This is a genomic window from Desulfovibrio gilichinskyi (assembly GCF_900177375.1).
In the GTDB taxonomy this organism is placed as follows: Bacteria; Desulfobacterota; Desulfovibrionia; order Desulfovibrionales; family Desulfovibrionaceae; genus Maridesulfovibrio; species Maridesulfovibrio gilichinskyi.
The window spans coordinates 1-13,175 of record NZ_FWZU01000007.1 but is presented as its reverse complement, the minus strand read 5'-3'; the positions used below and the strand labels follow the sequence as shown (position 1 = coordinate 13,175).

The following is a 13,175-nucleotide window of genomic DNA, read 5'->3' as shown; positions in this document are numbered from 1 at the left end:
TAATGGTGTCTTCGTAAAAAAAGACACCATATGAGGATAAATCTATGTCTAAAGTTCTAATCATAGGTGCCGGAGGCGTCGGCAGTGTTGCTGTTCACAAATGCGCTCAGATTCCGGAAGTTTTCACTGAAATACATCTCGCCAGCCGCACCAAGGCTAAATGCGATGCTATTGCTGAATCCGTTAAAACACGCACAGGCGTAACGGTAGCAACATATAAGGTTGACGCTGACAACGTACCCGAAACAGTTGAACTTCTCAAAAAGATAAAGCCTGATCTTTTGGTCAATCTTGCCCTGCCGTATCAGGATCTGACCCTCATGGACGCATGCCTTGAGGTCGGAGTCAATTACATGGATACTGCCAACTATGAACCTCTTGATGAAGCTAAATTTGAATATAAATGGCAGTGGGCATATCAGGAACGTTTCAAAGAAGCCGGTTTAATGGCCCTTCTCGGTTCAGGTTTCGATCCGGGTGTTACCAATATATATGCAGCCCACGCCATGAAACACCACTTTGATGAAATTCATGAGCTGGATATTATAGACTGCAACGCAGGTGATCATGGTCAAGCGTTTGCTACCAATTTCAACCCTGAAATCAACATCAGGGAAATAACTCAGCGCGGTCGCTATTGGGAACGCGGGGAATGGGTGGAAACTGATCCGCTGGCTTGGTCTATGGATTATACTTTCCCTGACGGTATCGGTGAAAAAAAATGTTACCTCATGTACCACGAAGAACTGGAATCGCTTGCCATAAATATTAAAGGGCTCAAGCGCGCCCGTTTCTGGATGACATTTTCCGAAAAATATCTCACTCACTTAAAAGTGCTTGAGAATATCGGCATGACTTCCATTGAGCCTATCGAATACAACGGGCAGATGATTCAGCCCATTAAATTCCTGACAGCAGTCCTGCCGGAACCGGGGTCACTCGGTCCTCTTACAAAGGGACGCACCTGTATAGGCAATGTCATGACAGGTGTAAAAGACGGCAAAGAAAAGAAAATGTATATTTACAACATATGCAGCCATGAAGCAGCATATAAGGAAGTAGGCTCTCAGGCTATTTCCTACACTACCGGAGTTCCTGCCATGATCGGAGCAATGATGATGCTCACCGGAAAATGGACAGGCAAAGGTGTTTTCAACATGGAACAGCTTGACCCTGACCCTTTCATGGAAGCACTGAACAAACACGGTCTGCCATGGGTAGAAGTGGAACTGTAGTGGACGGGCACACAGAATTCCGCTTCAGTACTTCTGAACTGGAAACTCCATCTTATGTGATTGACGAGGGCCTCCTGAAAAATAATCTGGAGGTCCTCTCCTCTATCAAAGAGCAAACCGGCTGCAGGATTCTTCTTGCACTCAAATGTTTCGCCATGTTCAGCACTTTTCCGGTACTCTCCGAGAAACTGGACGGGGTGTGCGCAAGCTCACCTCATGAAGCAAGACTCGGGCGTGAAGAATTCGAACGCGAAGTTCATACTTTTGCCGCAGCATATTCTGAAAAAGATATCCGTGATCTGTGCCTGACAAGTGATCACATAGTTTTCAACTCATTTGCGCAACTTGATAAATTCCGGCATCTCGTAAAAGAGCTGGCATCTGCGCAAAATCGTGAAATTGAACTTGCAGTCCGGATTAATCCGGAGCACTCTGAAGGTGCAACACCGATCTATGATCCATGTTCACCGGGTTCTCGTCTCGGTATTCGCAGAGCTCACTTTGACCTGAGCAACCTTGAAGGAGTGACGGGGCTACACTGGCACAATCTTTGTGAACAAGACGCGGACTGCCTTGAGAGAACCATCAGGGCAGTAGAAAAAAGTTTTGCCGATGTTCTGCCGCGTATGCGTTACGTCAACTTCGGCGGGGGCCATCACATAACAAGGCCGGACTATGATAGGAATCTACTGGTAAAACTCATCACCGAATTTAAAAATAAATGGGATGTTGAAGTTTATCTGGAACCCGGTGAAGCGGTGGCGTTAAATACAGGCTACCTCGTTTCAAAAGTGCTGGATGTGACGCAGGCGGACATACCCATAGTTATTATGGATTCCGCTGTTCCGTGCCATATGCCGGATGTAATCGAGATGCCGTACCGCCCGCATATTGTCGGGTCAGGTGAAGCCGGTGAAAAAGCTTGGACTTGCAGAATAGGCGGCCCTTCCTGTCTTGCCGGAGACGTTGCTGGAGAGTACTCTTTCAATACTCCGCTTAAAGCCGGAGACACTCTGGTTTTCACAGATATGGCTATCTATTCCATGGTTAAGACTAATACCTTCAATGGTATTCAATTACCTTCAATAACCATCTACAGACCTGAATCAGACGAAATAACAGTTATTCGTCAATTCGGCTATGAAGACTTCAAAAATCGCCTGTCATAGGAGAATGACTGATGGCTACGCATTTTCTTGAAGGGGAAATTTCAAACGAAAGCCCCGAAGACGCTTCTTTCCATATTATTCCAGTTCCACTTGAATCATCTGTTTCTTACGGAGCAGGTACTGCATCAGGTCCTGAAGCAATCATAGAAGCATCCACACAACTGGAGCTATGGGACGGCAAATCCATTCCCGCAGAAGGCGGCATTCATACTGCAGAACCTATTGATTGTTCAAAAGATATTTCTAAAACAATTGATGATGTAGAAGATGCTGTTTCCTACGCGGTAGAGTGCGAAGCTATACCTTTCATCATTGGCGGTGAGCACACCGTCACAATCGGAGCACTGCGTGCTTTACAGCAGAAATATGGACGCTTTGGGATAGTTCAGTTTGATGCACACGCAGATCTGCGCGACACGTATGAAGGCTCTCTTTACAGCCACGCCTGCGTAATGCGCCGCGCAAGTGAAGATTTGAAACTTCCAATTTTCCAGATAGGCGTACGCGCTCTATGCTCAGAAGAAGTTGAATACCGTAAAGAAGCAGAAGTACTGCACCTTGATGCGCGGAAACTTTACTTAAGAGGAATCCCTAAAATCCTTCTTCCGGCTGACTTTCCGGAAAAAATCTACATCACTTTTGATGTGGACGGTCTTGACCCGTCAGTTATCCGCGCAACAGGAACCCCTGTCCCTGGCGGATTAAGCTGGCACGACGCCCTGACTTTGCTTGAACGGGCTGTATCAGGAAGAAAAGTCATCGGAGCAGACGTTGTTGAATTAGCTCCGAGCGAAGGCGATCACGCTTCCGACTTTGCAGCTGCTCAGCTGGCCTATCAGATCATGGGGTTATGTTCTCCTGAATATTAAATCCGATAAAGGCTTAAAGAAAAGATATAAAAAAAGAGGATGCATTTGCATCCTCTTTTTTTATATTATTCACCATAATCATCTTATTTGATCATGAAAACATGTATCGCAGAGTATAACCGAAAGATGGATAGGCCCAAGGATGATCCATCAGGTTCTCCCTTGTCAGGCCATGCCTGATGGCCATGCCGAAGATGTTGGCAACCTCTTCAGCATGCTGTCCGAGATAGTGCGCACCAACTATACGCCCCGAAGATCGATCCTCAATGATCTTGTAACCTGCATGTTTCAGCCCGAGACGCTTGTGTTCGGACCATTTTGCTGCGTCACCGGAATGAATTATGACATCGAGTCCCTGCTTTCGAGCCTCTTCTTCAAGCATCCCGACACTCATAAGCGGAGGATGGGTAAAAACCACACTCGCCGCCCCGCGTAAGTCCGACTTAGTCAAAAGCTCGTCAATAATATTACGAGCTACTGTCGTAGCCTGCAAAACCGCCAGAGGAGTCAAAGGAGTGCCGGGCTCGGCGCAGTCACCTGCCGCAAAAACTCTGGGATTGGAGACACTCTGCATGAAGTCGTTAACCACCACTCCGCGTTTGGAAACTGTCACTCCTGCAGCATCAAGATTAAGCCTGTCGACATTGGGAATTCTGCCAACGCCGATAACACCAAGTTCGGCAGTAAAATACTCCTTTTCTCCGTCATCATTTCGAGACGTAACAACTATTCCGGAGTCAGTCTTCTCCACACCGAGAACCGGTCGATCTATAAAGACCTTAATACCGAGTTCCTTCATACCCTCTATCAGCGAAAGACTAAGATCGTGATCAAACCCTTTAAGCACCCTGCTGCTTCTATGTACAATGGTCACATCAGCACCGGCCGCGGCTGCAACACAGGCAAATTCAAAGGAGATGAACCCGCCGCCGATAAACAAAATAGATTTTGGCATTGTATCAAGCTCAAGAAACTGTCGACTCGCCAGCAAAAGTTCCTCGCCGGAAACGTTCAATGGTCTAGTTCTGGCCCCGGTAGCAATCACGACATGTTTTCCTTCCAAGATCCCATACCCGGAAACTTCTACCTGTCCTTCACCGACAAAACTTGCGTGACCGGAAACAGTCTTAATACCGCGTTTCTCCAGAGATTGGAGCACCGCATCCGGAATGGGATCAATAAGGGCCCGTTTGAACTGCATTAAATTCTGCCAATCTATAGAAACGCTCCCCACAGGTCCATGCCCTTCCATATCACGGATTCGGGATACTGCATGCGTCGCATCAACCAGTACTTTTTTCGGTTCACAGCCACGCAGCGGACAAACTCCGCCCCATCCGTCCTCCTCGACAACAACTACATCAAGGCCCGCTTTTTGACACATTCCGGCCACGACTCCGCCAGCAGGTCCGGAACCTAAAATAACAACATCATGCCGCTTTATCGTCATAAATCTACTCCTGCGTTAATCCATTCTCTCCCATCTACCTAGTTTATACATCAGGCTTATGGGTTACTTAGATGTCTTTGTCATCCCGCATAAACGGTCTCATAAGGGGTGAAGTGATTGACGCACCTTGTTCAAAAAAGACATGTTATGTGAAGATCCCGTATCGACATGCCTGTAAATCATGACCTTGACGTAGTCGGTCAAAAAAGCCCAGACAATCGAATAGCCCCAGACCAGACCGATTGACTTCCAACCGATAGGTGAAATAAGGCCGAATCCATATGCGGCCAAAAGCGTTCCAAGAATTTTTGTTCCCAAGGCTGACCAGACCATCACCGGCGCAGGATATGGCGATTTCCAAAAATAGCCGCGGCTGCGTGAGACGAACAGTGTCAGATGTCCGGAGACGGCCATCTTCAGGAAGATATATGTTTGCACTTCAGGAATGGTAAGGTGCAGCCAATTCAACCCCAGATAGAGCATCAGAAAGCTGCCGAAAACGCCGGTCAGCCCCATGGCTGTCGAGACCGTGATGACCCGTCGCATATTCCAGCGTACCGGATTCGGGTCCAGCCAGGTGCGGTCGTAGGCGATGGTCACTATGGGCACGTCGTTCAGGAATGCCAGCAAGATTATCATAATGGCGGTGATGGGGTAGAAATCAAATGCGATCATTGCCAGCACTACAAAAATCATGATCCGGATGGTTTCAGTGATACGGTAAATGGCGTAACTATTCATGCGCTCGAAAATGCGCCTAGCCTCTTCCACTGCGTTGATAATCACCGAAATTCCAGAAGCCGTCAGTACCAGATCCGCAGCGGCGCGCGCCGCATCGGTAGCACCGCTCACAGCTATGCCAACATCGGCCTGTTTCAAAGCAGGAGCGTCGTTAACTCCGTCTCCGGTCATTCCAACTATATGGTTCTTTGATTGCAACAGCTTGACGATATTATATTTATGTTCCGGAAAGACTTGGGCAAACCCATCTGAATCTTCAACTTCTGTAGCGGCATCGGCGGATAATCCTTTAGCGTCATCTCCGATTTTCAACCATTGCCCGGCAAGAGAAATATTTTGTCCCAGATTAAGTTGGCTGGATATCTCTTTGGCTATGGCTAAGTTATCGCCAGTCACCATCTTAACTTCAATGCCGTGCTTTCCGGCCTGTGAGATGGTCTCGCGGGAGTCCTCACGCGGTGGATCAAACAGAGGCAGGATGCCCATAAATTTCCATGATTCATCGCCATCTGCTCTTGCCACGCCGATGGTGCGGTATCCTTTAGCAGCAAAACTTTGGGAAGATTCTTCAGCCTTAGCACGCGCATCATCGCTCACCTCGGCAAGGTCTAGAATAACCTGCAAAGCTCCCTTGCTGACCTTGAAAGAATTTCCATCCTGATCCTTGATTAAAGCTTCGGTTCTTTTGCTCACGGGATCAAAGGGAATAAACTTCTCCTGAGAATATGCAGTAAGGAACGCTTTATCCTTCACTCCTTCCAGAACGGCCAGATCAATGGCGTCCTCGTTTTCGGCCTTGGACGCAAGACATCCGGCGAGAATGAGATCGTCTTCACCCTTTGCTTCAAAGGTGATTGAAGTCCCGAGCTTCAACTTATTCTGGGTCAGGGTTCCGGTTTTGTCCGTACAGAGGATGTCCATACCCGCCATTTCCTCAATGGACTCCAGCCGCGAGACGATAGCCTTTCGCTTGGAAAGAGCCAGAGCACCTACGGCCATGGTCACAGACAGGACGGCAGGCATAGCCACAGGAATAGAAGCCACCGTCAGGATCAGCGCAAACTGCACCAGATCAAGGAGATGAGCCCCGCGGAAAAGCTGCACAACGATAAGTACTGCGACCAGAACTAAGCTAAGATAGATCAGATAATCACCGATCTGCATAACAGCTTTCTGGAAGTGGGATACCGTTTTGGCATTTGATACAAGCTTAGCTGTTTTGCCGAAGAACGTTTTCTCACCTGTTGCCATTACCACTCCGACCATCTCGCCCTGCTTGGCTACGGATCCGGAATAGATAAGATCTCCGATCATTTTTTCCACGGGAAGAGATTCGCCGGTCAGCGCAGACTGGTCCACGCTCAGGTAGTCGCCGTCAACAAGTCTGGCATCGGCCGGGATAATGTCCCCCATGCGCAAACGGATGATATCGCCAGGTACTAAGACCTGAGCATTAACGCTTTGCCACGAGCTGTCACGCAGGACCCGGCTCTTCAACGCAAGTGTGTTCTTAAGTGCTTCAACGGCGTTACCGGCTTGATATTCCTGCCAAAATCCGACCACGGCGTTGAAAATTAGCAGGGAAAGAATAATACAGAAGTCAGCCCAATGGCCGACGATCATGGACAGAACGGCTGCGCTCTCAATCATCCAGGGAATCGGTCCCCAAAAGTATCCCAAAAATTTTCTAACCGGGCTTACTTTTTGGTCCTCCAATGCATTGGGACCATATTTTTCAAGGCGTTTAGCAGCTTCATTTCCACTCAACCCATTCGGGCCGCTATCAACTTTTTTAAAAGCATCCACGGGTTGAAGTTTTTCCTTTTCATGTCCTTCTGATTGATACGATTCCATATTTTATGCTCCTTTTGCAAAAGGTCACGACTCTTCATGTATGGGCAAAAGACAAGGATAAACTCTACTATCAGTCTTGCAGAGGGGATATGAACACTTGCAGTGTTGCGAAAACTATACAACAGCCTGCCATCGCGAGCTCTTGCAAGATAACAATGATTAGCATTTATATTACTGCATATCACATTCATCCTGTCTTTAAAAGGCAGCAATTTATTTCCTCAAAACTCTCAATCCAAAAAAAAGGGGAGGCAAAATGCCTCCCCTTTTTCCAGGTAACTTAACTACCTATCAAAACTATCTTAATTATAACTTTAGCAAATACTGACAGAACTCAAACTAGACTCTCGCGACTAGAATGGTTCTGCTGCGTGTTTGAGTGTAAACTTAACATATAAATTGATGAAGTTTAATAATTAATTTATATAAATATACTAACAACTGTCTAGTTTTAGATTGTCCACTTAATCGCACAACAGAACAGAAGTGGTGGTTCTGCTTCGTGGGCAAGACATGTCAACTGGAATTACACTTCGTGCGGAGAAACGCTCTTCTAATAAACTGAAATAAACATAGATTCATCCATCCCAAATAAAGTCAGTCAAAACAAACTGGGGCTCTTATTTATACTTTGTTTAGATGTCAAAAAGGACTTATTTATTTATGCAGAATCGGCATAGTTAGCATCAAGTAAAACACAATTTTCTACACACTCAACCAATACATTAAACGCAAAATTCATGGAACAAATTGTATGGATTGCCGTTAGCCCAATCCAGCTCTCCACTTTCAATTTCATTGACTTTTTTTTCTATCTGTTTGCTCGTTACCACAGAAGGGACTTGTATATCATTTTTGTACGGTCCTTTAATCCATCCGGGCCATCTTATTGCAATAAGACCTTTATCCATGGTCACAGTATATTTGTAGAGATAAACATTCTGCATCTGCGCAAGTAAAAATCCCATCGCTTCCGGGTCAAATAAATCTTCACAAATCAACATCCCCTGAACAAGGACATTGTTCAGCGTGCAAAAATTTTCATTTTTCAGTTCATTGAGGCTCAACTCAACTGCTTTCATATATCGACATAGCTGTGCTAACCCCTCAACCCCAGCCTTCCCTTTCTTCACTTCGATTACATGGGCCAGCAAAGTTCGAGAGTCATCTTCGTTAATCACTGTCCATGCAATTATGTCCGCAATTCCGTATGACCCTAAGTTAGGCTGCTGAAGTACGCTTAACCGGATCTCCTTTTCAAGAAAACTGCAAAGATATTCCTCCACTTCTTTTTCTGATTCAACCGTCACCATCCTTGTTCCTCCTTTGCAAAATAAATATTAATCATGATCAACATCTCTATGTACAGTATACTCTGTAGAAATATACTCATCACGTCAAGCATCCTGTGTGGCAACCAAGGAGAATCCTGTGCCCACCAAAAGCTTGGAACAATACTCAGAAACAGAACGTAAAATCATGACCGATTTTGGCAACAGAGTTCGGCGAATCAGAATTGAAAAAGGTTTGTCTCAGGAAAAACTTGCAGAGCTAACAGACGTGCACCGTACATACATCAGTGGTATTGAACGTGGACGCCAAAATATTTCGTTATTAACTATGAATAATCTTGCTCAAGCGCTATCGACCAGTATCGCAAGCCTGATCACTGACGCTCGAACATAGATTCTCCTAATTGGATTTCCCAATCCGGTTATCACCAACATTAAAATTCAATAACACCACCACAAACAACACCTCCTAAATTAAACCGAACAACGCAATACCCCAAACATATTATCCAATTGCAGCAGGAACGGCGCAGTGCTGATTTCATAATCCGCAAAATCTATATAAACAGGCTCTGAATCACAGATTATGCATGATCACCATACCTTCATCGTCAAATAAAATCCGCATGGGCGGCCTTAGCGATCCCTATGGATGATGAAGAAATTTGGTGGACTGAGCTCTAATTCTATAGAGAAGAAATGTTATACGATAATATACAAAAACACATCATTTAACACTTAACAATATATTATCTATGAATTTATTTAAAAAATAGTTAGTTTTAGATTCCTGAACAATCATAGATACTATGCTAAAAATTACGCTTTGATTCTCACCATTAGATTTGCATAATATAGCATTGTCGAAAAAAAGGATAACGACTATATTCACAACCAAATCATATTAACACTTCCCTACATAAGCATAGGTCTAAGCATGGCTGACACAAACAATGGAAACACACCAATCCCCCCACAACATGCTCTGTTAACTGAAATTCTAGACTGGTCCCAAAACCGTCCTAATTGGATTCGCGATGCAATTAGAATTCTAATTACTCAATCCGGGGTAATAACAGAAGCAGATGTCCTAAGGTTGGTTAGCATTTGTAAAGCAGAATTGGGAATTCCTAGCGAGCCAACTCAACCACATTTCTTCACAGAAGAGCATTTCATAACACAGCAAAACACTAAAGAACCAATCTCACTACTCGGTGTAAGTGATATCCAAGGAGTCAATGCTCTTGCTAAAAACACAAAACTTGAACTTAACCCCACCGGCATTAATTTAATCTATGGAGATAACGGAGCAGGAAAAACAAGCTACACTAGGATCCTTAAAGAGAACTGTAGATGCGCGGCTCCTTCTAAAATTCAGCCAAACGTCTATGAACCGCCGACCCAAAAGCAAGCTAAAATAACTTATGCTGTGGGTGAAAATTCATACGAACACTCCTGGACAGAAGGAAAACATTGCACGCCCGACTTAAATGGAATCAAAATTTTCGACAGTAAATGTGCAGACATCTACGTGAGTAAAGAAAGGGAAACTTCGTTCACTCCATACGGATTAAGTATTCTATCGAATTTGGCTGATAATGTATGTTCTCAACTCAAAATGATCCTTAACAAGGAAAAGGAATCGTTAACTAGAAAACTACCAGACTTAACTAATCTGCTTCCTGACCAGCAAGCTCGCACTTGGACTACTTCGCTCAGTGCCAGAACCAAACAAGTTGATATTAATACGTGGACTCAATTCCAACCTGAACATGAAGCTGAATTGAATCAATTAGCTACAGTATTACGAGTCCAAGATCCGCAACAACGGATAACAGCACTAGAATCGCAAAAATTACGAATCACCCAATTGTCACAATTCATATCAACAATTGAGGACTACTTTTCAGTTCAGGGAATTGACGCTCTAAAATTTTTCGCCAATGACCATTCCCAAAAAAAACAAGCAGCTAATATAGCTGTCAAGAATGCTTTTGGCGAAACACCTGTTAAAGGGACTGGAACAGAAGAATGGAGACACCTATGGGAGTCAGCAAGACAATTTGTTCAAACCATTGCCTATCCGAGAACACAATTCCCTAACACAAAACGATGTCCTCTTTGCCAACAAGAATTAGGGGCTAACGCCCTTAACTTAATGAACAGCTTTGAAGAATATGTAAAAAGCGACATCGAGACTAAAGTCCAAACAGCCCATACCGCTTTGAGTAACTACTGGACAAAACTACAGCAAGTATCGCTAGACACGACTCCTCACATTCCCCTGCTCAACGAGCTAGAACCTATAATACCTGCAAGTGTTACCACATTCATACAATCTGCTAACGCAATCAAAAATATGCTCGCAGACACAATTCGGCAAAACACATGGAGTCAACTTACGACATTAGCAGAGTCCCCTCGGCAAACAATTCTTAATTTAATCCCATATATTGATTCAGAAATAGCATTCCTCCAAAAAAGCATCATACCAGGAGAAAAGATTGCTCAAGTAAACAGATACAACCTTCTTTCGTCATGCAAAATCCTGCATTCAAACACGGAAGCCATTAATTTAGAAATTACAAGATTACAAAATATTGCGAAATATGATGCTGCCATAGCAACATGTAATCCTGTAACAATATCACGTAAAAGCGGAGCCCTTGCGGAAAAATATGTTACCCCCGAACTTCAAACCGCTTTCAAAAATAGATTGAAGCAACTTTTTGGCGAACGATGTTTCGTTGAACTACAAAAAACTCGCACATCAGCTGGCACAACTTACTTTACACTACGCCTTGCCAATGCAGATCCAAAAGTTCAAATAGCCGACATCGCGAGTGAAGGTGAATTTAGAGCAATTGCTCTCGCAGCATTCTTAGCAGAGGTAGACCTGACTCAAAACTCAAGCGGAATCGTGTTTGATGATCCTGTTTCTTCTTTAGACCACAGGTTTAGGGAAAGATTTGCTCACATAGTCAGGGATTTGGGAAAACACAGACAAACAGTTGTCTTCACACATGACTTGTTCTTTTTAAGCTGTATTCTTTACCACGCGAACCGTAATTCTGAGGCCGCACCGCATTGTATCGAACTAATATCAATGGGAAATAAACATGGCTACACAAAAAATGGAGCCCCCATGGAAGTCAAAAATTTCAAGGCAAGAAGGAAAGACATCCTTTCCGAAATAGATTTTGCTAAGCAGTGCCTCGGATCAGACGATATTGAGGGATGTATGCGTGTTGCTGGTAATCTTGCACCCCAAATGAGGAAAATAACAGAACGTGCTGTTGAAGAAATTTTGTTTAATGGTGCAGTTATTCGATACGACCCAGCAATCCATACCACTAAACTGGATTCAAGATTATTAGTAATTAAAGCAAAAGATATCAAACTAATAGTAGGCTTAATGGACAAATACTCACTATACCCTCATGATCAAGCCCCAGACAGGAAACCCGTACAAATTGATATAGCTACCATTGAAAAGGACATGAATGCTCTTCAAACTTGGGTAACGGAGTATCAAAAAAGAGCGAAAGATCAAGCAATTGACTTCCTATAATATGATTTAACAATACTCGACTAAGCAATCTTAACGTGGGCATTAAATTAACCACTAAAAAGTAGTCTTCAATCTGAAAAAGGACGGATAAAACATATGCCTGAATCTGGCGGCCCAACAACACAACACGGTATTTTTATCAAAATAGTATTGCAGCATTAGCCCTTCTCGATCTTCTTGAGCTTGGAAATATTCCTCCTAGAGAACGTGTTGTCGAAGTCCGTGTAGAATCACCTGAACATGTGGATGACATTGTTATCCAGTACGCAGATAGGCACAATGAATTCCAAAGCGTTAAGTCAAAAATACAATCAGGAACTAAGCCATGGAGAAAGCTCTGGCAGGACTTAGAAAACCAACGTTTCAGCCCTCTGTTTAGGACAGATGACATTCTCACCATTATTTTCGAATCACATGACACAATAGCGACAGCACTTAGCGATATATGTGAACGTGCAAACACATCAGTTAACGAATCAGAATGGACTCAAAGGCTAACCCAAGCACATAAAGGCCAACTTTCGGTTATTCTCCCACATCTAAAAAATCAAGAAAATCTTTTTGAACTGCTAAAAAAACACGGTAATCCCCCCGAAAATTAATTGTTCTGAAAAGTAGAATTTTCTCGTAAACTAAACGAAGGAGATTCACATGAAGAAATCACGTTATACCGACAGCCAAATATTAAATATTTTGAAGCAGGCCGAAAACGGACCCCCTGTAACCGAATTATGTAGAGAGTACGGCATGAGCAATGCTGCTTTTTACAAATGGCGCGCTAAATATGGCGGTATGGACGCATCTTTGATGGCCAGAATGAAAGAGCTTGAGAAGGAAAATAGTCAACTCAAAAAGATGTATGTCGAATCTCAGATGAAATATGAGGTGGTAAAGGAAGCCCTTGAAAAAAAGTGGTAAAGCCATCTCTACGCCGAGAGATGGCAAAAGAAACCGTGAAAGAGGAAAAGCTGAATATTCGCCAATCGTGCGAAGC

8 protein-coding genes and 1 pseudogene are annotated in these 13,175 nt (G+C 44.1%); 6 read left to right on the top strand and 3 right to left on the bottom strand.

Annotated elements, in window-relative coordinates; translation table 11 throughout:
• The first annotated feature begins 44 nt into the window (after window positions 1-44).
• Genes B9N78_RS16745 through speB form a run of 3 tightly spaced genes read left to right on the top strand, consistent with a single transcriptional unit; the run spans window position 45 to window position 3,273 of the window.
• Window positions 45-1,235: a saccharopine dehydrogenase family protein gene (locus tag B9N78_RS16745; RefSeq protein ID WP_085104424.1), complete on the top strand. Its 1,191-nt coding sequence runs from the start codon at window positions 45-47 to the stop codon at window positions 1,233-1,235.
• Window positions 1,214-2,404 (top strand): carboxynorspermidine decarboxylase, encoded by a 1,191-nt coding sequence (gene nspC, locus B9N78_RS16740; RefSeq protein ID WP_212637033.1) that lies wholly within the window; start codon window positions 1,214-1,216, stop codon window positions 2,402-2,404. Before B9N78_RS16745 ends, nspC begins: the two co-directional genes overlap by 22 nt.
• Window positions 2,405-2,415: 11 nt before the next feature.
• A complete protein-coding gene (gene speB, locus B9N78_RS16735) occupies window positions 2,416-3,273 on the top strand; it encodes an agmatinase (RefSeq protein ID WP_085104420.1) in 858 nt (285 codons plus the stop codon).
• 91 nt (window positions 3,274-3,364) lie between these two features.
• On the opposite strand, the gene B9N78_RS16730 is transcribed toward speB, so the two are convergent.
• From B9N78_RS16730 to B9N78_RS16720, 3 genes are all read right to left on the bottom strand, one after another.
• A complete protein-coding gene (locus B9N78_RS16730; protein ID WP_085104418.1) occupies window positions 3,365-4,723 on the bottom strand; it encodes a dihydrolipoyl dehydrogenase family protein in 1,359 nt (452 codons plus the stop codon).
• A 99-nt stretch (window positions 4,724-4,822) separates the two neighbouring features.
• A complete protein-coding gene (locus tag B9N78_RS16725) occupies window positions 4,823-7,318 on the bottom strand; it encodes a plasma-membrane proton-efflux P-type ATPase (protein ID WP_085104416.1) in 2,496 nt (831 codons plus the stop codon).
• A 725-nt stretch (window positions 7,319-8,043) separates the two neighbouring features.
• Window positions 8,044-8,631, bottom strand: coding sequence for a PDDEXK family nuclease (locus tag B9N78_RS16720; protein WP_085104414.1), 588 nt, complete (start codon window positions 8,629-8,631; stop codon window positions 8,044-8,046).
• A gap of 118 nt (window positions 8,632-8,749) precedes the next feature.
• Between B9N78_RS16720 and B9N78_RS16715 the strand changes: the two genes are divergently transcribed.
• The 3 genes and pseudogenes from B9N78_RS16715 to B9N78_RS16700 all read left to right on the top strand — a co-directional run.
• The gene (locus B9N78_RS16715) at window positions 8,750-9,004 is read left to right on the top strand and encodes a helix-turn-helix domain-containing protein (RefSeq protein ID WP_212637032.1); all 255 of its coding nucleotides are present in this window, start codon (window positions 8,750-8,752) and stop codon (window positions 9,002-9,004) included.
• A gap of 543 nt (window positions 9,005-9,547) precedes the next feature.
• Window positions 9,548-12,181 carry an AAA family ATPase gene (locus B9N78_RS16710; RefSeq protein WP_085104412.1) on the top strand — a complete coding sequence of 878 codons (2,634 nt, stop codon included), beginning with the start codon at window positions 9,548-9,550 and terminating at the stop codon, window positions 12,179-12,181.
• A gap of 651 nt (window positions 12,182-12,832) precedes the next feature.
• Window positions 12,833-13,175, top strand: a pseudogene (locus B9N78_RS16700) (transposase); the annotation flags it as partial.